Annotated in this window: 22 protein-coding genes; 6 read left to right on the top strand and 16 right to left on the bottom strand. The window is 44.5% G+C overall.

Features of this window, described 5'->3' with window-relative positions:
• Positions 1 to 86: 86 nt before the first annotated feature.
• The 7 genes from pssA to K2Q13_RS03085 all read right to left on the bottom strand — a co-directional run bounded on the left by pssA (position 87) and on the right by K2Q13_RS03085 (position 7,665).
• The gene (gene pssA / locus K2Q13_RS03115; RefSeq protein ID WP_292919201.1) at positions 87 to 860 is read right to left on the bottom strand and encodes a CDP-diacylglycerol--serine O-phosphatidyltransferase; all 774 of its coding nucleotides are present in this window, start codon (positions 858 to 860) and stop codon (positions 87 to 89) included.
• A 308-nt stretch (positions 861 to 1,168) separates the two neighbouring features.
• Entirely contained in the window at positions 1,169 to 1,819 is a 651-nt protein-coding gene (locus K2Q13_RS03110) for a phosphatidylserine decarboxylase (protein WP_292919200.1), read from the bottom strand.
• A 64-nt stretch (positions 1,820 to 1,883) separates the two neighbouring features.
• On the bottom strand, positions 1,884 to 2,900 hold the full coding sequence (ilvC, locus tag K2Q13_RS03105; RefSeq protein WP_292919199.1) for a ketol-acid reductoisomerase: 1,017 nt from the start codon (positions 2,898 to 2,900) through the stop codon (positions 1,884 to 1,886).
• A gap of 118 nt (positions 2,901 to 3,018) precedes the next feature.
• A complete protein-coding gene (ilvN, locus tag K2Q13_RS03100; RefSeq protein WP_292919198.1) occupies positions 3,019 to 3,510 on the bottom strand; it encodes an acetolactate synthase small subunit in 492 nt (163 codons plus the stop codon).
• Between the two features lie 8 nt (positions 3,511 to 3,518).
• Entirely contained in the window at positions 3,519 to 5,222 is a 1,704-nt protein-coding gene (locus tag K2Q13_RS03095) for an acetolactate synthase 3 catalytic subunit (protein WP_292919197.1), read from the bottom strand.
• Positions 5,223 to 5,290: 68 nt separating this feature from the next.
• Complete coding sequence (gene tldD, locus K2Q13_RS03090; protein ID WP_292919196.1) at positions 5,291 to 6,763, bottom strand: metalloprotease TldD; 1,473 nt, start codon at positions 6,761 to 6,763, stop codon at positions 5,291 to 5,293.
• Positions 6,764 to 6,834: 71 nt separating this feature from the next.
• Positions 6,835 to 7,665 carry a carbon-nitrogen hydrolase family protein gene (locus K2Q13_RS03085; protein ID WP_292919195.1) on the bottom strand — a complete coding sequence of 277 codons (831 nt, stop codon included), beginning with the start codon at positions 7,663 to 7,665 and terminating at the stop codon, positions 6,835 to 6,837.
• 272 nt (positions 7,666 to 7,937) lie between these two features.
• Here K2Q13_RS03085 and glnE point away from each other — a divergent pair, with 272 nt between their 5' ends.
• Entirely contained in the window at positions 7,938 to 10,727 is a 2,790-nt protein-coding gene (gene glnE, locus K2Q13_RS03080; RefSeq protein ID WP_292919194.1) for a bifunctional [glutamate--ammonia ligase]-adenylyl-L-tyrosine phosphorylase/[glutamate--ammonia-ligase] adenylyltransferase, read from the top strand.
• Positions 10,728 to 10,934: 207 nt separating this feature from the next.
• The gene (locus K2Q13_RS03075; protein WP_292919193.1) at positions 10,935 to 11,360 is read left to right on the top strand and encodes a prepilin-type N-terminal cleavage/methylation domain-containing protein; all 426 of its coding nucleotides are present in this window, start codon (positions 10,935 to 10,937) and stop codon (positions 11,358 to 11,360) included.
• Positions 11,361 to 11,866: 506 nt separating this feature from the next.
• Here the strand turns inward: K2Q13_RS03075 and K2Q13_RS03070 are convergent.
• The 6 genes from K2Q13_RS03070 to K2Q13_RS03045 are packed head-to-tail and all read right to left on the bottom strand — an operon-like array spanning position 11,867 to position 17,701.
• The gene (locus K2Q13_RS03070; protein ID WP_292919192.1) at positions 11,867 to 14,248 is read right to left on the bottom strand and encodes a GspE/PulE family protein; all 2,382 of its coding nucleotides are present in this window, start codon (positions 14,246 to 14,248) and stop codon (positions 11,867 to 11,869) included.
• 11 nt (positions 14,249 to 14,259) lie between these two features.
• Positions 14,260 to 15,024, bottom strand: a complete 765-nt coding sequence (locus K2Q13_RS03065) for a 3',5'-cyclic-nucleotide phosphodiesterase (protein ID WP_292919191.1) — start codon at positions 15,022 to 15,024, stop codon at positions 14,260 to 14,262.
• A gap of 20 nt (positions 15,025 to 15,044) precedes the next feature.
• On the bottom strand, positions 15,045 to 15,470 hold the full coding sequence (locus tag K2Q13_RS03060; protein ID WP_292919190.1) for a universal stress protein: 426 nt from the start codon (positions 15,468 to 15,470) through the stop codon (positions 15,045 to 15,047).
• A 33-nt stretch (positions 15,471 to 15,503) separates the two neighbouring features.
• On the bottom strand, positions 15,504 to 16,223 hold the full coding sequence (locus K2Q13_RS03055; RefSeq protein WP_292919189.1) for a TerC family protein: 720 nt from the start codon (positions 16,221 to 16,223) through the stop codon (positions 15,504 to 15,506).
• A gap of 43 nt (positions 16,224 to 16,266) precedes the next feature.
• Entirely contained in the window at positions 16,267 to 17,451 is a 1,185-nt protein-coding gene (locus K2Q13_RS03050; RefSeq protein ID WP_292919188.1) for a patatin-like phospholipase family protein, read from the bottom strand.
• Positions 17,444 to 17,701, bottom strand: a complete 258-nt coding sequence (locus K2Q13_RS03045) for a hypothetical protein (RefSeq protein ID WP_292919187.1) — start codon at positions 17,699 to 17,701, stop codon at positions 17,444 to 17,446. The genes K2Q13_RS03050 and K2Q13_RS03045 overlap by 8 nt, the downstream gene beginning before the upstream one ends.
• A 160-nt stretch (positions 17,702 to 17,861) precedes the next feature.
• Between K2Q13_RS03045 and pip the strand changes: the two genes are divergently transcribed.
• Positions 17,862 to 18,824: a prolyl aminopeptidase gene (pip, locus tag K2Q13_RS03040; protein ID WP_292919186.1), complete on the top strand. Its 963-nt coding sequence runs from the start codon at positions 17,862 to 17,864 to the stop codon at positions 18,822 to 18,824.
• Positions 18,825 to 18,868: 44 nt separating this feature from the next.
• On the opposite strand, the gene K2Q13_RS03035 is transcribed toward pip, so the two are convergent.
• Positions 18,869 to 19,585, bottom strand: a complete 717-nt coding sequence (locus K2Q13_RS03035; RefSeq protein ID WP_292919185.1) for a phosphoadenylyl-sulfate reductase — start codon at positions 19,583 to 19,585, stop codon at positions 18,869 to 18,871.
• Between the two features lie 311 nt (positions 19,586 to 19,896).
• Between K2Q13_RS03035 and K2Q13_RS03030 the strand changes: the two genes are divergently transcribed.
• The 3 genes from K2Q13_RS03030 (at position 19,897) to greB (ending at position 22,161) form a co-directional block, all read left to right on the top strand.
• Positions 19,897 to 20,412 carry a hypothetical protein gene (locus K2Q13_RS03030; RefSeq protein WP_292919184.1) on the top strand — a complete coding sequence of 172 codons (516 nt, stop codon included), beginning with the start codon at positions 19,897 to 19,899 and terminating at the stop codon, positions 20,410 to 20,412.
• Positions 20,413 to 20,767: 355 nt separating this feature from the next.
• Positions 20,768 to 21,313 carry a RimK/LysX family protein gene (locus tag K2Q13_RS03025; protein ID WP_292919183.1) on the top strand — a complete coding sequence of 182 codons (546 nt, stop codon included), beginning with the start codon at positions 20,768 to 20,770 and terminating at the stop codon, positions 21,311 to 21,313.
• Between the two features lie 299 nt (positions 21,314 to 21,612).
• A complete protein-coding gene (gene greB, locus K2Q13_RS03020; protein WP_292919182.1) occupies positions 21,613 to 22,161 on the top strand; it encodes a transcription elongation factor GreB in 549 nt (182 codons plus the stop codon).
• Positions 22,162 to 22,351: 190 nt separating this feature from the next.
• Here the strand turns inward: greB and K2Q13_RS03015 are convergent, their stop codons facing one another.
• Both K2Q13_RS03015 and K2Q13_RS03010 read right to left on the bottom strand, forming a co-directional pair.
• Entirely contained in the window at positions 22,352 to 23,965 is a 1,614-nt protein-coding gene (locus K2Q13_RS03015; RefSeq protein WP_292919181.1) for a hypothetical protein, read from the bottom strand.
• Positions 23,966 to 24,125: 160 nt separating this feature from the next.
• Positions 24,126 to 25,049 (bottom strand): bile acid:sodium symporter family protein, encoded by a 924-nt coding sequence (locus tag K2Q13_RS03010; RefSeq protein ID WP_292919180.1) that lies wholly within the window; start codon positions 25,047 to 25,049, stop codon positions 24,126 to 24,128.

Raw genomic sequence — 25,049 nt, 5'->3', positions numbered from 1 at the left:
AGTAGAGACAATATATGATTATATTTTTTTTCAAGCATTATGTCAGAAATATAATTAGTTTTCCTTTTTGATGCAAGAGGCAAATTTCAGGAATTAATTGTTTCACTACTTCTTTTGCTTTTACCAAATCGCCATAATTTAATAAAATATCCCGAGAACGCATACGCCGCAAACAAAAAAAACAAAACCAGAGGCGGATGACTAGGTATCAATACAAAGAAGAACAAAACTAATAACAGCACCGTGAAGAAGGGTACCCGTCGACGTAGATTTATCTCTTTCCCGCTATAATACGGAATATTACTCACCATGGTTAATGCGGCAAACAGTGTAACGATACTTGCCAGCCATTTAACATCACTGCCTTGTATCTGAAAATTAAGCGTCACCCAAACAAGCCCCGCTATCAACGCAGCAGCCGCAGGACTGGGAAGGCCTTGAAAAAAACGCTTATCAACCACTTCTATATTAGTATTGAATCGCGCGAGCCGTAAAGCTGCACATGCACAGTATATAAATGCGACAATCCAGCCCCACTGATCCATTTCTTTCAAGGCCCATTCGTATACTATCAATGCAGGTGCAACGCCAAATGAAACCATATCCGACATACTATCGTATTCGGCACCGAACTCACTTTGAGTTCCAGTAAGACGTGCCACTCGACCATCCAGCCCGTCAAGAACCATTGCAATGAAAACAGCAATAGCCGAATATTCAAAATTTCCATTCATTGCTTGAACAATGGCATAGAATCCAGCGAACAATGCAGCCGTTGTGAATAAATTCGGTAATAAATAGATGCCGCGCCTGCGTAATCGAGACTTGGGTAAAGTGCGTTCTGGTATGGAATCTGGCATTATTAGTTAATAAAATAAAATGCTGATCATGGCAAGAATATAATTAATGGCTATGTCACAACTGATTATTGAAAATGACTTACAGAATCACATGATTTATTAATAAACAATTAGTTATGTCGTTTTATGGCAATCAAAAAATCATTTGTCATCAGAGTACTGTACAATCAACAGTTAATTGTTACATAGCCTAATTAATAGATCAGTAACCCAAAAGTGCAATATAAAAACAGTATAAACACCGACTTTTGATAAGAAAATCCTACTAAAAAGTAGAAAGAATCCACTTATTAGCTTACATTTCCGACTTATTCTTCACGAAACTCTGCCAGAACTGTCAATGTTGCTGACACTTTATCGCCTATATTGACATTAATTTTAGTGTTAAGTGGTAAATATACATCCACTCGCGAACCAAAGCGTATAAACCCGAAACGTTGCCCACGTGCCAGATGGTCTCCTGGCGATACTTGACAAAGAATCCGCTTCGCAATAAGCCCTGCCACTTGAACGCAAGTTACATCAGCACCATTATCAGCTTTAATCCATAACGCATTTCGCTCATTTTCCAGGGATGCCTTGGGTAAATCCGCATTTACGAATTTACCTGGAAAATACCATTTATCGCGTATCTCACCGTCGATAGGGCTGCGATTGGAATGCACATTAAACACATTCATGAACACGCTGATTTTGACAGCTTCCCGCTCCAAATAAGGATCCTGAGTTTTCTCAACTGCAACGATCCTGCCATCTGCCGGTGCCAATATGGCATTGCGATTAGATGGCACCTCCCTAGGGGGATCGCGGAAAAACTGTAAAACGAAAAATGCAATTACCCAAAATGGTATTGACCAAAGCCAACCAACTAAAAATACTGCACCCAATGCAGCTGAAAACGCTATCGCAATATGTAGCCAACCTTCGCGAGCGATAATAGGATGAGGATAATAAGCCATAAATAAATTACTACAATAGCTCCATAAATGGAGAAATCAAAATTATGATGATAAAAATAAGGAATTAATTTTTCCCTTGATCAACAAGTTTATTTTTCTTGATCCACGGCATCATATCACGCAACTTGGCGCCCACTTGCTCAATAGGATGCTCGGATGCAATCCGACGACTTGATTTAAGTAAAGGTGCCCCTGCCTGATTCTCGAGAATAAATTCTCGAGCATATTCACCGGTTTGAATCTGATACAAAATTTTCCGCATTTCGGCGCGCGTTTCATCGGTAACAATACGCGGCCCGCGCGACACATCGCCATACTCGGCGTTATTGGAAATGGAATAGCGCATATTTGCAATTCCACCTTCATAAATCAGATCGACAATCAATTTAACTTCATGTAAACATTCGAAATAAGCCATTTCCGGAGCATATCCTGCTTCTACCAAGGTTTCAAAGCCAGCTTGTATCAACGCAGTCAAACCACCGCACAATACAACTTGCTCTCCAAACAAATCCGTTTCCGTTTCTTCTCGGAAATTTGTCTCTATCACGCCACCGCGGGTACCTCCATTAGCAGCCGCGTAAGATAATGCCAAATCGCGAGCTTTACCTGATTTGTTCTGATGTACCGCTATCAGTGTCGGTACACCACCACCCTGCAAATAAGTAGAACGCACTAAGTGGCCAGGTCCTTTTGGCGCAATCATGATGACATCGAGATCTTCACGGGGTGTTACCTGTCCATAATGAACATTAAAACCATGGGCAAAAGCCAACGTTGCGCTTTTCTTTAACCCTGGCTCGATCTCCTTTTTATATACCGATCCAATTTCTTCATCGGGCAATAAAACCATCACAACATCTGCATTTTTAACCGCCTCAGCAACTTCCTTAACCTTTAAGCCTGCATTTTCCGCCTTACCCCAAGATCCCCCACCTTTGCGCAAACCTACGGTAACCTTAACGCCCGATTCACTCAGATTATTGGCATGCGCATGCCCCTGTGAACCATAGCCCAATATAGTTACTTTTTTTCCTTTTATGAGAGATAAATCTGCGTCTTTATCGTAATAAACTTTCATTATTTTCCTTTTAAACAAAATTAGGGTAAAACAGGAGAGTAATAGAGAGAATACTTTCTGACGAATTGAATACTCTGGATTACTGACCTTGAGATCCGGACAAACTGGCAAATATGAATTATACCTTCAAAATCCATTCTCCGCGCCCAATACCAGAAGCGCCAGTTCGCACGGTTTCGAGTACTGCGTTACTTTCAGTAGCTTCAAGAAATGCATCCAATTTCTCGCTGGTACCCGTTAGTTCGATGGTATAAGATTTATCTGTAACATCGATAATAGAACCACGAAAAATTTCAGCTAGCCGCTTAATCTCCTCGCGTTCCGCACCAACGGCACGTACCTTCACCAACATCAATTCACGTTCGATATGATTCCCATCGCTCAGATCTATAATTTTCACCACTTCAATCAGCTTATTCAATTGCTTGGTTACTTGTTCCACGACTTCATCTGATCCGACGGTTACCAGTGTCATTCGTGACAAAGTTGGATCTTCAGTAGGCGCAACTGAAAGCGATTCAATATTATAACCACGCGCTGAAAACAGACCTGCTACACGAGACAAAGCACCTGCCTCATTTTCCATTAATATTGAGATAATATGTCGCATTTATTTTTCTATACCAGAATCATTTCAGAGAGTCCCTTACCACCCGGCACCATGGGAAAAACATTTTCGGACTGATCCGTAATAAAATCCATAAATACCAGTTGATCTTTAAGCTTAAATGCCTCTTTTAAGGCATCTCCAACATCTTCCGGTTTTTCAATTTTGATTCCGATATGCCCGTAACTTTCGGCCAGTTTCACAAAATCAGGCAGCGCATTCATATACGACTCTGCATAACGATTTCCGTGAAAAAACTCTTGCCATTGCCTGACCATTCCCATGTAGCGATTATTCAGGTTAATAATTTTCAACGGTAATTTATACTGCTTACAGGTTGATAATTCCTGAATGCACATTTGGATACTTGCTTCACCAGTAACACAAGCCACTTTCCCATTCGGGTTTGCCAATTGCACTCCCATTGCGGCAGGCATGCCAAATCCCATCGTGCCGAGCCCACCGGAATTGATCCAGCGCCGAGGCTTATCAAACTTATAAAACTGCGCCGCCCACATTTGATGCTGGCCCACATCGGAAGTAATAAATGCATCACCTTTAGTAATCTCGAACAGTTTCTCGATCACCATCTGCGGCTTGATAATTTTGCTCTTACGATCAAATTTAAGACAATCCCGTTCTCGCCACAAATCAATCTGTTTCCACCATTCCTTCAACACAACATGATCCGGTTTATCTTTTTCAGTTTTAAGTAACTTGATTAATTCCTTGAGCACCTCCAAAACATCACCCACGATAGGTATGTCTACCCTTACGCGCTTTGAAATGGATGATGGATCAATATCAATATGAATAATTTTTCTATTCTCATTAGAAAAATGCTTGGGATTACCAATTACACGATCATCAAATCGAGCACCGACAGCAATCAAAACATCACAATATTGCATTGCCATGTTCGCTTCATAAGTACCATGCATCCCTAACATACCCAGTGACTGCTTATCGGTTGCTGGATATCCCCCCAATCCCATTAGCGTATTGGTACAAGGAAAATTCAGCGTTTGCACCAATTCAGTCAATTGCGGTGCAGCATCACTCAGTATTACCCCGCCGCCCGCATAAACCACTGGACGCTTAGCGCTGAGAATCAGTTCGAGCGCTTTTTTAATCTGCTTGGCGTGTCCTTTGGTCACGGGATTATAGGAACGCATCGTTACCTTATCGGGATAAACAAATTTGGTCTTCTGCTGCGAAACATCCTTCGGGATATCCACCAGCACAGGGCCTGGACGACCAGTAGACGCGATGTAAAAAGCCTTTTTAATCGTATGCGCCAGCTCTGTAATATCCTTCACCAGAAAATTATGTTTGACACAAGGACGTGTTATCCCCACGGTATCAACTTCCTGGAATGCGTCCAAACCAATAGCATTAGTCGGCACCTGACCGCTAATCACTACCATCGGGATGGAATCCATATAAGCCGTGGCAATACCTGTCACAGCATTGGTTACACCGGGACCAGAAGTCACCAGCGCTACCCCCACTTTATTGCTGGAACGTGCATAGCCATCCGCCGCATGTACTGCCGCCTGTTCGTGGCGCACCAGAATATGCCGCACCTTATCCTGTTTAAACAATTCATCATAAATAAATAACACAGCCCCGCCAGGATAGCCGAAAATGCAATTCACACCTTCTTCCTGCAAACACCGTATGGTAATTTCAGCACCGGTTAATTCCGCACTCATGCTTTTCACATCCCAATGTCAATTCAATAAGTTAAAAATTTTCAACAACAAGGTTCTCTATCCTGCCGTCAAACACCTGTACCACCCACAGTCAGCCCATCAATCCGCAATGTTGGTTGCCCAACACCCACCGGTACGCTTTGGCCTTCTTTACCACAGGTTCCCACCCCTGGATCCAACAACATATCGTTACCAATCATCGAAACTCTGGTCAACACATCAGGCCCGTTACCGATCAAGGTGGCCCCTTTAACCGGGTAGGTGATTTTTCCGTCTTCAATCATATAAGCTTCCGCAGCAGAAAAAACAAATTTTCCGCTGGTGATATCAACCTGCCCTCCACCAAAATTCGCAGCATATAGACCACGTTTCACTGAAGCAATAATTTCCGCCGGATCTTTGTCACCATTCAGCATATATGTGTTGGTCATACGTGGCATAGGGATATGTGCGAAAGACTCACGCCGGCCATTGCCTGTCACTGAAGAATCCATCAATCGAGCATTCAAACTATCCTGCAAATAGCCTTTCAGTATGCCATCTTCTATCAATACAGTACATTGGGTTGGGTTGCCCTCATCATCAATATTTAACGATCCTCGCCTGCGTGGAATTGTTCCATCATCGACTACTGTGACACCAGGAGCTGCGACGCGCTCACCAATGCGCCCTGAGAAAGCGGAGCTGCCTTTGCGGTTAAAGTCCCCTTCCAAACCATGACCAATCGCCTCATGCAGCAATATCCCAGGCCAACCACTGCCCAAAACAACCGTCATAGTCCCCGCAGGCGCCGGACGAGCATCCAGATTCACAATTGCCTGATGCACAGCTTTTTGTGCATAGTCCTGCAAAATCTCATCGGTAAAATAAGCATAACTGAAACGCCCACCACCGCCAGCGACACCTTGCTCACGACGACCGTTTTCTTCGGCAATCACCTGCAACGACAATCTGACCAATGGCCTCACATCAGCGGCAAGCAATCCGTCACTTCGGGTAACCAATATAACCTCATATTCACCTGCGAGTGATGCCACGACCTGAGTAACCCTGCGATCAAGTTGCCGGGTATACCGCTCAACTTTCTCCAACAATGCTACTTTGTCAGCATCTTTAAGGCTCGCTATCGGATCCTCAGGCAAATACAGTTGAGTTCTCTGATCTACATCGTTGCGCTTCGCCACCTGTACTGAATGCATGGCACCTTGATTGGCAATGGCCCGTGTTGCCTGAGCCGCCGATACCAGTGCAGGCATACTGATATCATCGGAATAAGCAAATCCGGTTTTTTCTCCGCTGATAGCGCGAACTCCAACACCCTGTTCAATGTTGAAACTACCTGACTTGACAATACCTTCTTCCAGCATCCAACCTTCCGAACGACTATATTGAAAGTATAGATCCGCATAATCGATTTTATGCGTGAGTATTTGACCCATCACTCGCTGCAATTCGGCAGCATCAATATCGTATGGCGTCAACAAGCAACGGTCTGCAATTGCAATAAAATCTCTGGGTTCTGTCATACACTCTATGGTCATATATGCTGTCACTGTTCAATAGATCGCGCACCAGCCGAATAGCGCTGATTCAGTGCACGAAACACTTTGATTTAACAAGATTGTAAAGTTCGATGATTCAACGCAGGCAAATTTGCCCGCAAACTAGTCTGGTAATCCGGATCAATGGTCGCCACCACGGCTCCGGAACCACGTGGCAGACGTTCCATTACCACCCCCCAGGGATCAACAATCATGCTATCCCCGTTTGTTTCACGCCCGTTCACATGATATCCGCCCTGTCCAGGTGCAATCACATAGGCCATATTTTCGACCGCACGTGCACGCACCAATACTTCCCAATGCGCTTTCCCGGTAATTGCGGTAAATGCCGCAGGCGCAAGGATAATATCAACATTCTTCATGAGGCGAAACAGTTCCGGAAACCGCAAATCGTAACATATCGATAAACCAATACGGCCAAACGGTGAATCCACAGTCACTACTTTATCCCCGGCTTTAATGGTCTTTTCCTCGGCATAATGTTCATGTCCCAATCGCAACCCGAACAAGTGAATTTTGTCGTAACGCGCAACCTGCTCCCCATTATCCGCATAGACCAAGCAACTATTATAAATTTTATCCGGATCTGGCGATGCCAATGGCACCGATCCCCCCACCAGCCATATCCCTAAACGTTTTGCCGTATCACTCAGAAATTTCTGGATTTGCCCATCGCCGGGTTGCTCCCGCGCTGCCAACTTATCCGTATCCTTCATCCCCATGATACAAAAATACTCAGGCAACACAATCAGTTTAGCCTGCTGTGAAACTGCATCCTCTATCAGACGCGCCGCCTCCTCCAGATTTGCGGTTACGCTTGGACCCGAAGCCATTTGAATTGCAGCCACACGAAATCCCTTGTGCTTCCCATTTTCCTTCATAGATCGTTATCAGTCATGCTCTCTTGTGTGGTAAATCGCTTTGATTATTTAAATCCGTAGCAATCAACGAAGTATCGGCAAATTGCTATTGGGCTCTCGTTTTTATCAAGCACCTTTTCTTTTTTGTTAATTATTCCATATAAAATCATGGATTCATATTATTATGCAAAATTCTAACATTTACTCTAATAATAACGTTCTATTTTGATTTTGTTTAACCTGGTATCAGCAGATCCTCAACTGGCTTATAGCAAAGAATTAATCGCTTGATAATGGACACTCCCGATCACTCTCCAGATGCAGCACTGATAACGGCATTACCATTCAGCCGCTATGCACAACGTCTGTTAGAAAGCGAACCCGCACGCAAGTATGTGCTGCTGAAAGCTCTTCAACTTCCTCTCCGAAAAGTCGAAATGCAGACATTCCTCGTCTCTCACGCCAAACATATCACGGATGAAGAAACTTTACACGGGGTACTGCGCAATTTACGCAAACAAGTCATGCTTCATCTATTTGTTCGTGACATCAATGGCCAAGCAGATTTATACGAAGTCATGTCATGCATGACAGAACTTGCCGAAGTCACGATCAATTTCGCGCTTCAACACCATGAAAGCTGGCTGGCACAACCTAATCGCTTTGGCTTACCGCGAGGTGAGCATAGCCATAACATTCAGCATCTGTTGGTCGTCGCCATGGGCAAGCTGGGTGGTGGCGAGCTCAACGTATCATCCGATGTTGATCTAATCTTCGTCTATCCGGAAGAGGGTGAAACCGATGGCGCCAAATCAATTTCAAACTATGAATTCTTCGCTCGTCTTGGACGTAAATTAATTGCTAGTCTTAATGATTTTACTGTAGACGGTTATGTATTCCGGGTCGACATGCGCTTGCGCCCACATGGTGAGAACAGTCCGTTAGCCATCAGTTTCCCAATGCTGGAGGAATATTTCATCAAGCAGGGAAGAGAGTGGGAACGTCACGCCTGGATCAAAAGCCGGGTAATCGCAGATCGATCTGGCACAGAAGCCAGATCGGCGCTCATGGAAAAAATAGTCAGGCCTTTTGTGTTCCGGAAATATCTGGATTTTAATGCGTATCAATCAATGCGCAATCTACATGCGCAATTACGCAAGGAAGTCGAGCGCCGTGAAATGCACGACAATATCAAACTAGGTCCTGGCGGCATTCGTGAAATAGAATTTATCACACAGGTTTTTCAACTAATTCGCGGCGGTCGCGATGTCGATCTGTGTATTCGTCCGACACTCGGCGCTCTGCAACGCCTGAAAAACAAGCAACAATTGCCGGAACAAGCTATCACAGAACTCATCGATGCCTATCACTTCCTGCGCAAACTGGAACATCGCCTGCAATATCTAGACGATCAGCAAACGCAAACATTGCCCTTGAATCCGGACGACCAGCAGTTGATTGCAAGCGCCATGGGGTTCGAGTGCTATGCCGACTTTATGCGTCAATTGGATATTCATCGTAGAGACGTAACGCGTCACTTTGAGCTCATTTTTGCCGCCCCCAAGAAATCACGCACGCACGACACGCTGGCTTATCTGTGGCAGACTAAAACACAGAATGTTTCACAAACCGAAGCTGCCGCATCACAATTGAGCACAATGGGATTCACCGAGCCGGAAAAAATATCCGAACGGCTCCGGCTGTTTTATCAAAGCACTTTCTATCAGCGATTGCCTGAATCCAGCCAACAGCAAATTAATACCCTAGTTCCTCTGCTAATTGAAGCGGTGGTCAAACGCCCGCCGGTTGAAACCACACTGGAGCGCATGTTGCAGCTACTTGAGAAGATCAGCGAGCAAACATCTTATTTGGCGCTGTTATTGGAACATCCCCACACCCTGCAACGGGTCGCGAAACTGGTTAGCATCAGCCAGTGGGCCAGCGACTATCTGGGGCGGCACCCCATATTATTGGATGAAATATTGCGTCACGATGCGCCGCACCCGACTCCCGATTGGACAGCCCTCAACCACGAGCTCAATTACCAATTGAACCACGCCAACAATCCCAAAAATGACGTGATCGAATGGAAAATGGATGTATTACGACATTTTCAGCATGCACAGGTATTTCGGTTATTAGTCACCGACCTGGAAGGTTCTCTGCTGCTTGAAACGCTCAGCGACCACCTGACTGCGCTAGCTGATTTGATCTTGAAAAGTGTACTGAATCTCGCCTGGGCGGGCTTAAAGAAACGCCATCGGGAACAACCGGCCTTTGCCATTATCGGCTATGGCAAACTGGGCGGAAAAGAACTCGGCTATGTCTCGGACCTCGACTTGGTCTTTCTGTACCAAGACGACCATCCCGATGCTGCAGAGATCTACACCAAGCTGGGACAAGGCATCAACACCTGGCTCACGCGCCACACATCGGCCGGATTACTGTACGAAACTGACTTGAGGCTACGTCCGAATGGCGAAACCAGTTTGCTGGTCAGCTCGATGGAAGCTTTCGCGCAATATCAGCATGAACAAGCTTGGGTATGGGAACATCAGGCACTGACCCGGGCGCGTTTCGTGATGGGCGACCCGCGCGCTGGGGAAGTTTTTGAAAATACCCGCAAGGAGATTTTGTGCAAACCACGCGATGTGGTCAAACTGAAGCAAGAGATTCTGAAAATGCGCGAAAAAATGCTGGATGTTCATCCCAATCCAACCGCCTTGTTTGACATCAAGCATGACCGTGGCGGCATCATTGACGTTGAATTCATGGTGCAATATTTGGTCTTAGGCTATGCTTGCCAATATCCGCAACTCACTGGCAATATCGGCAACATCGCGTTATTAAAACTAGCGGGGGAACTTGGACTGATTTCTGTCAATACTGCTGAGAAAGTACGCTCAGCGTACCGCGAGTTTCGCCGCATCCAGCATCGCCAGCGATTAAATGGCGATACGGACATAACAGCGCGTACGCCTGGCGATGGAAAAACGCAAAAATTTACCCGGATCGACGACAATCATTTAAAAGATGATCGTAATGCCGTATTAATCCTGTGGGAAGAAGTTTTTGGCGATTGATACACCACACTGCAAAAAAATAGTGCAATCCAACCCAAATCATGCACTGCTGTTAGCTGACAACGCGAATAAGACAGCAATAGCAGATCGATAAATTACTATTTATTTAATAGTAATTATCGTACAAAATAGTTTTTGGCACAATTTATGCTTATGAAGCTTCACACACTCACAGTGTGCCCCAATTAATCTAAAGGAGAACAACAAATGCAACACACACAAAAAGGTTTCACATTGATTGAGTTAATGATCGTTGTCGCTATTATCGGCATTTTGGCTGCAATCGCTGTTCCTGCTTATCAAACCTACACCAACAAGGCTAGATTTAGCGAAGTAGTATCAGCAGCCGCACCTCTCAAACTCGGCATAGAACTCTGTTTTCAGGAGCTAGGCTCTTTACAAAACTGTACAAACTCTACAAATGGTGTACCTGGACCTATTGCCGCTAGCGGCAATGTAGCTTCCGGAACTGTTGGTGGAAATGGCCCACTTACAGCTGCAATTACCATGACTGCAGCGAATGCAAATGGTCTGGCCGGCGAAACTTATATCCTCACTGGTACCTCCACGGGCGTAGGAATTCCTATACAATGGGTAAAAACTGGTACCTGTACTACTGTTGGGTATTGCTAGTCCCCATAACCTTCAGAAAAAACCGCCTTTGATAAGGCGGTTTTTTATTTTTGATCATCTGATTTTATATTTGTAGAACTCGTAACACGCAGTCCCAAGGAATACTTCACCATCTCCACATCAAACTCAGAACATCGAGTATCGCGAGAAATCTATATTACTGGTTAACATACTTTTGAAATGACATATAAACAGGCTATTCAAAGCTTTCTTCACTGGAAGTAGCGATACCCAAAGCACACTTTGCTTCCCGTACGGAGGAGAATAATTTACGTCTAATTGGAACAGGACACTAAATAACTAGAAAGACCTCGACGAAGACATCAGTGCAGAAGGATTTTTGACAGGAAAACCTTCGGGTGGAAATCAAACATTTATCAAAAAATAGCAGAAAACCGATCATCTCGCTCTGTATAAAATCGCAATTTCGTTGTTGATTCGCTTACAGTTCAGGACACAGCAACACATTACGCCAGAATGTGACCATTTACGTCACATTCAATCGGTTACTTGATACACACTATCCGTACTTGATGGATATCCGTCACGCCTTGCAGAACCTTTTCAATACCGTCCTGCTTCAACGTGCGCATCCCCTCGCCTAAAGCCGTCACCAGCATTTCCGCCACGCGCGCGCGTTCCTGAACATTCTTTTTCAGCGCATCGCTGGCGGTCATTAGTTCATGCAATCCCACCCGGCCGGAAAAACCGCTGTTATTGCAATGATCACAACCAACCGGCTTATGCAGCGTAATTTGGCCGCTTTCATCGCCGTAACGTTCGACCCATTGCTGGCGGATTTCTTGGATGGCTGCATCGGGATTGGCTTTGAAATGATCAATATTTCTGAGTTCCTCGCAGTATTCGTTCAATAGTGCGTTGATCTCCCGTTCATCGGCCACATACGATTCCTTGCATTTGCATAAGCGTTTAGTCAGCCGCTGCGCCAGAACACCGAGCAACGCATCAGAAAAGTTGAATGGATCCATCCCCATATCCAACAAACGAATCACCGATTCCGGCGCGCTGTTGGTATGCAATGTGGCTAAAACCAAATGCCCTGTGAGCGATGCTTCAATGCCGATGCTGGTCGTTTCCTTGTCGCGCATCTCGCCCACCATGATGATATCGGGATCCGCACGCAGAAACGAGCGCATGATCGCTGGAAAAGTCAGCCCGGCTTTGACGTTAATCTGCACCTGCCGCAATCCCCTTTGGGTAATCTCGACCGGGTCTTCCGCGGTCCATATTTTGGTATCGTCGCGATTGAGATATTTCAGAACCGAATGTAGTGTGGTTGTCTTACCCGAACCTGTGGGGCCGCACACAAAAAATAACCCATAGGGCTTACTGATGATCTTTTTCAGTTCCCCCAAGTTACGCTCAGTGAATCCCATTTTATCCAGCGGTATCGGCTCCCCGGCGGCCAGAATACGCATCACGACATCTTCCATTCCGCCTGCGGAAGGAATGGTAGCAACCCGCAGCTCAATATCCAGATGTGAAAACTTTCTGAATTTAATCTTGCCATCCTGAGGCCTACGCTTCTCTGAAATATCCAGGTCGCACATGATTTTTAGCCGCGTCACCAACGGATTGCGATAACTGGCTGGAATTTCAATATAAGGCATCAGCGAGCCATCCTTGCGGAAACGGATTTTGGTTTTTTCCTTGCCCGGGAAAGGCTCAATATGAATGTCTGACACCCCCATCTTATAGGCATCAATGATGATTTTATTCACCAGCTTGACTAATTCATTGTCCGATGCCGCTGAAGATTCCTCTATTTCGTTAGCGCTATCTTCAACATGCTCATCCCCAAGATTAAAGAGCATTTCATTGATATCACCGCTTCCGGTCTCATCCTGACTGCCGCCATAAAACTGCTCCACCGTCGCCGTGAATTCACGTTTGGTGGTCACTGCATAAATAATCTTGTACTTGGGGAAAATCGTGTTTGCAATGCGTTGTGACTTGATCTGCTCCGGATCGAGCGTTAAAACTACCAGCCCATCCTTGGTTTCATCAATCGGTAACAAGGCATTACTTTCAACATAATCTTTTTTAATATTCCTGAGTAAATCCATTGGCTTGATTCTATCAGCTCTGAAAGGCTCGTATTTGGCCCCAAAGAACAAAGCCAGCGCCTTACCGATGAGCGGCAAACCAATCTGAAATTCATCCACCAGCACATCTTCCAAATCACAACCTTTTTTACGTGCCGAACGGGTTGCAAGATCAAGCTCCGCAGATGAGATCAGGGCATCAAGAATCAGATAATCATATTTGGATTTAATCAACTGCTCCGGTTGTTGCCGCTGATTAAATGCAACTGCCAGGGTTTGACAAACTTCCGTTACGCCTTTCACTGTCGCCGCAGGAAAAGGCTCATTACTGTGGTTGTTAATAACCTGCACCACGCCGAGCAGCTCTTGATTATTCGGGTTCAAGATCGGCACCGCCAACATTTGTTTGGTTCGATAACCAGTACGCTTGTCGACATCATTGGAAAAAGTAAGCGATGCGCTAATTTTTTTTAGCTCGGATTTATTGTAAACATCCTCAATATTAACAACTTTCTTGTGTAAGCCGGCAAAACCAACAATACTCTTCTCCATTACCTGCATTTGCAAATCCTGAAACGAATCAAGCCCTGTTTTAACCCGTGATACAAAACATGATTTGTCTGCATTCAATAAATAAATTGTTAGTCGATCCGCATTAAATAATGCACAAATATCTTTACTGACTTCCGCCATGATTTCGTCTAAATTATTGGCAGTATTTATCTTGCTGATAACTTTCTGGAAATTCACAGTTGCACTTGCTCCTCCAGAGATATTAGAAGCATCTTTTGGCTTATGAGGCGTTAGTACCGTTGCATTCATAGCATCACATCCTAAAATTCAAGTAATAGATTGTTCTCTAGCTGGCGAGGATGATAATTTCCAATACATTCACTGATTTGTTGCATCGTTATTTCAGCTTCGCCTGGTTTTAAGTGCGTGATAAATATCTCCGCTGTTCGTTCTAGTTTTTTCAGATCTTCCGCCAGCAAGCTTGGACAATAGTGCCGGGATCTTTGTGCGATGTCTCGCCTCTGATTACAGAAAGCCGATTCAATAATTAAATATTTCAGATTCTCAATTTTATTAACGGCCATCCATAGCGCATCATTAGTTGTAGTGTCACCGGTGAACACAAGGCTGGCTTGTCCGGAATCAAGCTGATAACCCACCGCCGGGATAGTATGATTCGCAGGTAAGGGCGTTATTTTGCGTTGCTTGAGGCAAATTGTTTGATCCAGTGCCAAAGCCTCATAGCGCATATAAGGTGTTGCAACATCGGGAATTTTTGTAAAATCCGGCCAGAGATACCAATTAAACAAGTGTTTTTGCAATATCTCCAGTGTTGCTGGTATGGCATGAATGGTTATCGACCTGGCGCGCATGGAACCAACCGTATCCACGAGAAAAGGAATAAAAGCCACATGATCCAGGTGTGCGTGTGTCACTAAGATATGATCAATCTTGACCATTTCCTCGATGGTCAAATTCCCCACACCGGTTCCTGCATCGATCAGCACATCATCGTCCAATAGCATGGCCGTGGTCTGCGCACCACTCCCTATTCCTCCGCTACATCCCAACACCCTGAGTTTCATACGTTGGCCTCAGAAAGACATCATCTAACCAACAATACGGGGAGACTTGATAGCTGCATCACTTTGCTAGTCACCGATCCTAGCAGCATACCTTGTATGCTGCCTTTACCACGTGGCCCCATGACAATCTGATGGTATTGCTTTTCGACCGCAAAACGAACAATCATTTGAGCCGGATCCCCGACAGTGATGTGATGTTGGCAGGAAACTCCCGCTTGATCGAGTAAATCGCGTGCAGATTGCAGGCTTTTTAATCCTTCATCCTGATGATATTGTTTGATATCCGTCTGATTAATAAATAATGAGACGTTGCCATCCAGAGGATATTGCACGTTCAATAGATGCAATTCCGGTTTTTCCTTATACCAATCCAGTAATTGAATAAACTCACTGACTGTTTTATTGGAATTATCAGAGCCATCAACAGGTAGCAGGATTTTTAGCATGATCAATCTCTTTATTTTTAATCATAGAAATTATTATTTGGATTTTTTCTCATCAACCAGATCAATGACAGGAGCAATCTCCACCGGATGCCGGGCAGCCAGCGTTTTACCCAGCATAATCACCAGAAAAGCCATTGCCGCCGGAGCAATCCAATGTAAATATTTTGCCTGCATGCTGACCCAATCTTTGGTAACCACATCGGTAACCGCCATATCACCTGCGATCCATCCCAACAGCCCGGCACCGATCACAATCGTTATCGGATAACGATCCATGACTTTCATCACCAATTGACTGCCCCATACAATAATTGGCACACTGATGACTAAACCAAAAATTACCAGACCCATACTATCTTTGGCTGCGCCCGCGATAGCAATCACATTGTCGAGACTCATTACGGCATCGGCCACAATGATCGTTTTAATCGCACCTAATAAAGTTGTACTGGCGCCAACTTCGTGCACTTCTATGGGTTCCGGTTGCAGTAGTTTGATACCGATCCATACCAATAAAACCGCGCCAACGATCTTCAGGTAAGGGATGGCAAGCAAACTTAATGCAAAAAAGATCAGCATAACGCGTAATCCAATGGCGCCTACAACACCCCACATAATGCCTAGCTTGCGCTGATGTTCCGGCAGACGCCGACAGGCAAGCGCGATGACAACCGCGTTGTCGCCCCCAAGCACGATATCAATCGCAATGATTTGCATAACAGCAATCCAGAATTGCGGACTATCAAAAGCCATTTAATCCTTCCCGACTAAAATTCAAATCAAAATCACAAGAAACTCAATTACTATTTTTCTCTACCTTATCTTGAACACCAATAAACTTCAGCAGTTCATCTTTTTGCTGCAAAGTATCGTTATAACCTAGCTCAATTAAATGTCGACAGAAAGGCACTTCAAATAGTACGTAACTCAATAAAGTCGATCCATTGGGTCCCATGGCACCAATAGCACGGTATAGAGAACGCATGATCCATGGCAGAGTAAAAGCATATTTCTGCGCAATCACATTGATGCCTTCGCTGGGCGCAATCATCATCGCTTCAACCGGGCGCAGTGAAATATTTTTTTCTTTAAACACTTCATGGGGGATCAATTTCAGCGTTTCGTTGATGCGCAGCAAACGCTCCAGATCAACATCCAGGCTATCGACAAAAATACTGTTCAATGCATGTCCCGCGATCTGGGCAAAAGGTGGATAGCTTGTGGTGCTAGTACGTTTTGGCTCATTTGTTACTGGTTTACGCACGCCAATAATCAGCACTTTGTCAGCACCCAGATGAAGTGCCGGACTGATCGGCGCCATCTGACGCATAGAGCCGTCACCAAAGAATTCACGATTTAATTTTACCGCAGGGAAAATGAATGGTATCGATGAAGAAGCCATTAAATGCTCAACTCCGATTTCAACCGGGACACCCAACCGCTGCGCCCTTTTCCAAGGCCTGACCTCTCTTGCTGCTTGATAAAAAGTAACCGACTGCCCCGAGGTATAACCCCATGCGGTCAATCCTAAGGCATGTAACGAACCGGAACGAATACAATGTTGAATGGCGCGAAAAGAAAAGCGGCTGCTTAACAATGTTTCCAATGGAGCGTTATCCAGCAAGGAAATTGGATTATGCTGACCGTACTCACTCGACACTAGCGATAACATACACCGCAAAGTGTTATGCATCACGCCGACCAGATCCGAACGGTAAATCTGATTTACATGAAAATTTGACCAAACATCCTCTAACTGCGCTACACCTTCAGCAAAATTGTTGGCGGCAACGGCGATGCTGGCAGCGTTAATGGCGCCTGCTGATGTTCCACAAATAACAGGAAACGGATTGCGCGACTTATCTGGCAACATCTCTGCAATAGCGCGCAATACGCCCACTTGATAGGCTGCACGTGCCCCCCCTCCGGTCAGCACAAGCCCAACCTTTGGTGCAACTAGATCTTTCTTTTTTTCATGCACGGACAGCAGATACTAACTTCACTCTTTCCAACGCATCCCGTAAGGTCTCCTCGGGTAAGTTATTAAGTGAACTGGATAAAATTTTAGCCGCCTGGCAAGCCGACTCCGGCAACACTGTACTGTCCAATTTGGCTACAAACATAGCCGCAGCTCCTGTGGCATCCAGCAAACATTGACGCTCATTCATTAAAATCTCCATCTCTTCCCGTAACATGGAAACTTCCCGTCCCTTCAGTATAGTATTGGGCATATATTATTCCTTAAAACATTGATACAGTATGTAACCTATGCAATCTTTCAAGCAATATATCAGAACTATAATTCATTTAAGCTTTAAACTCTGTGCGGTTTATCACGCTATTCTTTCAATTTCATGATTCATTAATCAGAAACCATTATTCGCTCACACTATGAACAATCATTTAGCTGCTGAACTATACCCCGAAATCGAGCCCCATAACCAAGGAAAACTACCCTTAGACGAAATTCATACCATGTATTGGGAAGAATCCGGAAACCCTGCCGGAATCCCTGTAATATTCCTGCATGGCGGCCCCGGAGCCGGATCAACCCCAATGCACCGGCGTTTCTTTGATCCGGACTATTATCGCATTGTCATTTATGATCAAAGAGGCGCAGGTCGCTCGACCCCACTCGGTGAAATTCGAGAAAATACAACTCCACATTTGATTCACGACCTGGAATTACTCAGACGACATCTGGAAATTGATCGATGGCTGGTATTTGGAGGCTCTTGGGGCAGCACGTTGGCAATTGCCTACGGCGAAGCACATCCTGAACACTGCCTGGGCTTTATACTGCGGGGAATTTTTCTTTGCCGCAAACAGGAGATTGATTGGTTTCTTTACGGGCTACGCAATTTATTTCCCGAAGCTTGGCATGTTTTAGTCGCACCGCTTTCAACGGAAGAACGCAACAATATTCTTGCGGCTTATTATCAGCGCTTGATGAATCCTGATCCAACCATACATTTGCCTGCCGCGCGTACTTGGAGTACCTACGAGGGCTCCTGCTCCACACTGTTGCCGAATCCAGCCACGATCAGCTACTTTGCCAGTGATACCGTCGCGCTGGGCTTAGCACGTATGGAAGCACACTACTTTAGCCACAACATTTTCCTACCGGAAAACTCTTTGCTGAGAAACGTGCACAAACTCCACAACATTCCCGCCACCATTGTGCAAGGGCGCTATGATGCAGTCTGCCCGATTGTCAGTGCCGATGATCTACACCAGGCCTGGCCACAAGCTGAATACATCATTATTGATGACGCCGGTCATTCGGCTTGGGAACCCGGTATAAAATCGGCCCTGGTCAAAACCACCGATCGGTTTAAAACTATCATCAAATAGCTAACAAATAAGCTCACAAGGACAGCTGTATACCAGTTAGAGATTTAAAGATGCAAGCCACACTCGGTCTTAGGTTTTCCAGCCCAACGCCCACAGCGACCATTACCTTTCACTGTGCAATGCGTACAACCTATCGAGGAATATCCCTCTGCCACAAGCGGGTGGAAAGGTAATTTATGTTCGAGAATATAGGCGTCACGTTCTTCACGAGTCACATCAATCATCGGATTAAATTTGATAATTCCGCGACGTTCTTCAAAAATACTTAAACTTGCGCGATGATCCGTCTGCCAGTTCATCAAACTTGACACCCAAACATCGTAGTTGGGTTTGATTTCATCTAAGGGGCCGATTTTATTGATCGTGCAGCAAAAATCTGGATCCACCACATATAATTTTTCTTTTTCACTGTACCAGTGCTGATATTCATCAGCTCTCAGATCCTTGACTTTAAGATGGTACAACCCGATCAAATAATCCCGATATAGCAAGGTTTCTGGAAAATGGAAGCCCGTATCTACAAAAAATATAACCTGCTCCGGACAAATGCGGGAAATAATGTGCAAAAAATAGGCAGAGGTTGCTGCAAAAGAAGATGTCACCATTACTTTCTCAGGATGAAAATCCAAATAAAGATTGCGCAAGCGCTCCTCAAAATTGAGCGGACGATAACGATCATTCAATTCGCTAATAGCTTGTGCACTTAGGCCTGCACTATTATGGGTATCATTTTTTTGGGTTACAGTTGTCACTTTAGACATAAAAATTCTCTTTATTAATAAATACAATACCAATATTGTGCATTTAGGATTTCATCACAACCCTGCCAGTGGAAATATTTTTACGGACAAATACTCAACCTCCAACGCCATAGCTCTACTAATTCTCTAAAATTTAATGCTACTGCAATATGGATGACATCAGCATGTCACGATCGATTGTTAGCATACTCCTCGCATACATTACCTGTGTGATGAATGTGATGTATGCGCATACGGATGATGCATTATTGAACACATTCAGTGCTCACAATGGGTCTGGCAATACTTAAAAAATAAATCGGAGATTTCACATGAAAATGCAAAAAATGTCTTTATTATCTTTAGTTGCTGCATTGTTATTTGTTAGTTTCAACGCAATGGCCGCATGCGGAGACCAAGTTTTGGCTAAATTATCCACACCTGCCTATGCTAATCTGGATGCATTATTGACACCGGCACAAGTAACAAAATTCAAAAACAAACTCAATGCAGTTAAAGACAATCCTACTTACAATTCACTGCGCAACGAAGCCAATACAGTGGCAGCACTATTAGCCAATGGCCGTGTTCTGATCACACTCCCAGACGGCACCGTAGTGGTTGATACGTCAAAAGGCACAGACAATACCTACGCCAATTATCAGGCTAAAACAATCAATGAAAACCACAATTCACGCATCGCAATCTTAGATGCTCAACTGTGGGCTTGCGGCGTTGGTTTGGAAACCAAGACCAGCACATCGACAGGCGCCGTGGAAGTTTATTTAGCAAAACGCCTCGGCACTTATCTGAATAGCGCTGGAACCGTAAGACTCTCACATAAATAATCCTCTTTAAGAACTCAGCTCGCAATGGTGGATTGCAAACGGGTAATCCACCATTTCTCACCACTAAGCCAGCCTTTCCCCGCGCATATTTTTCTTGATAGAAAAATAATATCAATAGGTTACACCTCTAACTGCCAAGCTGATATAAATCACATGCATTTCTGATCACTAATTGACATGTTTGACACATCATCCAGTTTTCGGTATTTTTAAAAGAGCGATGATGTATCCTTTACGCTGATTCATCACAATCCACATCACAATATAGTTAAATAACAAATTAAGTTTCAGTTCAAAATATGAGTTCGCATTACGCTCATGTAACAATAAACTTCTACATATAAATATACTTGTTATGAAATTACACAAAAAAACCTACTCATTTTATTCCGTTTTACTGCTGTTTTTATTTAGCATGGTCTTTTTTCTTATTTCAACGCCTGTTATAGCAAACAAATCGGTTTATGGTTATCTTGAGCCCGTAACGCTAACATCAGACAAAATTACACTGACGGCAAAGCTGGATACTGGTGCGGAAACTGCTTCAATTTCCGCACAAGACATTCAATTATATGAAAAAGAAGGTGAAGAGTATGTGAAGTTTAAAGTCTCTCACCCCGAGCTGGAGAATACGCTCCATTATAATTTACCTATTGTTCGTTATTCAAAAATAAAAAGACGCGCTATCGATGGCGATCAACCTCAAAAATACCATTCACGCCCTGTCGTAAATTTACAAATTCATTTTGATGGAAAACCCTACAAAATCATGGTTAATTTAATTGACCGATCTCGTTTTTCGACACCTATGCTTTTAGGTAGAAAAGCATTAGAAAAAGTTGATGCCATTGTTGACAGTACCGTCGCGAATACGCTTCTAGAAAAAAACAGAAACTATTAAAATAAAAGATTATCTGTGACACCTTGGAATCGAAGGTGTTGGGGCTTTCATTACAGCAAGATTTCCTGTTCTTCCATTCACCGAAAAATTGAGGGATAGCCTTGGGGTAGTTTCGCCTATGAGAAGGAAAAGCAGTCGCTCCGAGTGATTGCGAACGGATTAGATACTAAAGCAGTTTGACAAGCAGTCGGAATAATTTTCTCAGTACACTATTATCAACCAAGTTTTTAATAAGGCTGAAAATGACAAATATTATATTGCAAGATTTGATATCTTTTTTCTAATGTAGATTTGCAAATATGAGTAAGGCGTTCACCAAAGAAAATGAAAACGACGATGATCTGGACGATACGCCCAAATTACCGCAGAGTTCCAAAAATTATATTACACCAGACGGTTATCAGCGATTAAGAAATGAATTCGACCAGTTATGGAAAGTGGAACGCCCGGAATTGGTAAAAACCATTACCTGGGCAGCCTCCAATGGTGATCGCTCAGAAAATGGTGATTACATATACGGCAAAAAACGCTTACGTGAAATTGATCGCCGTCTGCGCTTTTTATCCAAACGACTGGATAATGCGGAGGTAGTTGATCCCTCGCAGCGGGGTGAATGCGACCAGGTTTTTTTTGGCGCCACCGTGACGATCTGCAATGCCCAAGGCGAGAAACAAACTTACAGTATTGTCGGCATGGACGAGGCAGACCCCGGATGTGGTCGTATCAGCTGGATTTCACCGCTGGCTAAAGCTTTGCTCAAGGCGCGTGAAGGTGATGTAGTAATGCTGCACACTCCGGGTGGAATGGAAGAACTAGAAGTAATGGATGTTCATTATCAAGCGTTATGAAAAATAAATACCTCAGACTATTTAACGAAGGGCACGCGTTGAAAGAATCGGTCGAAATCAACAAATAAAAAATCGCTGGTTCCCCGAAAGGCAAATCCAGCGATTTCTCCTGAAAAAACAAGCTGAGTAATTTTGATCGAAAACTTCAGCCTGGATACAACGAAAATAGAACTCTTAAAACTGGCACAAATTAATTGAGATTAAATGTCCATTCTCGCGTCCAATCATCGTTTTCATCCCTGAACGCACCCACATAATCGACCACGGTAAAGAAAGGATCATTCACTGCGGCACCACCCAGTCTCAATGGTGAACCTGAGGCTGGCAAATAACCATTCAGCAAAGGATCGCCGGCTTGATTCTCAGATTGAGATAAGAACCAGTCAGATGTTGTAAACGTGGCGCCTTCGCCATCCGCGAAATTGCTGGCACAATTGACAAACGAATTTTGGATGGTTAAACCACCGCCCAAACTGCCGGGAGCACCCGCATTGACAAAGGTTCTCTCGCCATCGATCATTAGGCATGTAGGACTGCCAGTAATAACGGAATTCCAGATATTGGCGCCTGTCCCACGACGCAATAACACGCCTTGTGTAGCCGAATCGCCTGTGCGACCTATAATTGTAAGATTGGAAAGAATAGGCTGAGCACGAGGAAGGCTATCTTGGTCTCTCTCGTTATTGTCAGCTTCAATGCCGCGATCACCAATAGTTGCTGCTTGTTTTATTAAAACAAACTGCACGCGACCTTGCCAGCCATTTGACCAATCCAAAGAATCATCCTGGGCGTTAGTTATTACCAAATGCTTCATTTGCGCGGTGCCGCCAAAAAGCTCTATCCCATCATCCAATCCTTCGTGAACCTGGACATAGTCAATAAGCGTCCCTGAACCAACACCGTTGAGCGTAAAGCCATTGAGCTCCTCATCTGGGCGTACCGCAGTACCCGCAAATCGAATTTGTGTATATTTAATCACGCCACTATTATCAGCTGGATTGTTTCCGCCATAGAGCTCACTAACAATCGCCTCAAATGGAACTTCACAGACAGGCACGCCTTCGTTACAACCATTGACCGGTGCATTGCCGGAAATCAGCAAACCGCCCCATTCTCCTGCTGCTGCCTCATTCGGGCCAGTCATGACAATCGGATTGTCGGGTGTGCCTTCAGCCATAATTCTCGAACCACGCCTGATCCACAGATACGCCGCCTGATCGCCCTGACCTCCTATGCCAATAATTCTTGTTCCGGGATTGATACTAAGTGTGGCACTCAGCGCATTGTCACCTCCGATAAAGACAGGACCCTGTAGTAACCACACAATGTTCTTGGTCAAGGTAATATTTGAAGTAATCTCGCCACTCAGAATGCAAGAATTTTCTGTTGGCCCTTGTTGCGCAAAGCCTGGACAACCTTGGAACGTATTTGTAGTCAGTTGATCAACCGTGAAGCTCATTGGGTTTGATCCAGGCACTAACTTTAACTTAGCATAAAAACTATCTGCTCCAACCGGTACTGAAGCCACATGCACTGAGCCTGTATCAGAATCAAATACGTTACGCTGCCCCGTTGTGGCTGCAATAGGATTGGCCGAAATCAGTTGCAATTCGTTTCCAATAAGCTGTAACTGAGCATTGTAGAAAGCCGACGTTCCGCCGCTTAGAACCTCAACAACGGGAAGATCAACAATACCTGATGCTGGATCGTATGTGGCCGTGGCCTGTACATTTAGCGCGGCAGCGCTCAAAAGTACTGCAGATACAGTCATTAATTTTTCTTTTATATGTTTTAATTCGAACATGATTTACCTACCTCCAAGTTTTATATAAGGTAAGCAAATCTAACAGGCCAACATGACAGAGATATTACACTCTCATGTCAATTAAAAATTCTATCAAATGAAAGGACTTGTATCCAAGGATTCGGAACAATCCACTCCGATCTGGATGTAATGAATGCAACTAAGGTGTAATTCGAATACGCCAGAAAACAGCCAACAAGCTACCGATCAATGAATGCATGAGCGCTGAAACTGCACCTACAACGGGTGTCAACAACAGCATTGGAAAAACCTGTTTTGCCAGCACGATGGCCAAACCAGAATTCTGCATACCAACTTCAATCGAAATTGTGCGCGCAGTTTGAGGATGGAAACCTAAAAGTTTTGCCAAGCGATAGCCAACGAGAAAACCACTGCCATGCAACAAAGCCGCAGCGAGTATCAATTCAGCGCCATGACTTAGAATGGATTCAGCATGAGCAGCAAACACAATAGCACAGATCACGCATACACCCAGCACGGACAGCAAAGGTGCGATCGGCATCACGCTTTGCACCAATCGAGGCACCCAACGATTGAGCAGAATCCCCAACACAACGGGCAGTATTACGACTTGCAGCGTTTGCTTGAATAGCAGCCAACTATCCACCGGAACAAGCGCACCTGCAAATAATTGTGTGAGTAACGGCGTCAAGACAACTGCTGCCAAAGTGGAACAAACTGTCATAACAACGGAAAGCGCCACATCTGCCTTAGCAATATAAGTCACGAGATTTGAAGCTGTTCCGCCAGGGCAACAGCCCACCAAAATCAGGCCAACCGCAAAATAATCGGGTAAATTGAGCGTATAAGCAATGCTATAAGCTAAAAATGGCATGATGGAATATTGCACCGCAAAACCGATTGCTACTGCTTTAGGCATGCGAGCAATCCGGCGAAAATCATCGAAGGTGAGTGTTAGCCCCATACACAGCATGACAAATGCCAGAATTAGCACTACGATGGAACCTTGATTCAAAAAAACAAACCACTCCGGCCAGATTAATGCAGTAGCACACAGCAAAATCATCCATAACGGGAACAGTAGCGTTAGTTTTTGCAACAC

Source organism: Nitrosomonas sp., assembly GCF_019752095.1.
Taxonomy (GTDB): Bacteria; Pseudomonadota; Gammaproteobacteria; order Burkholderiales; family Nitrosomonadaceae; genus Nitrosomonas.
This window is presented reverse-complemented; position numbering and strand designations above follow the sequence as displayed.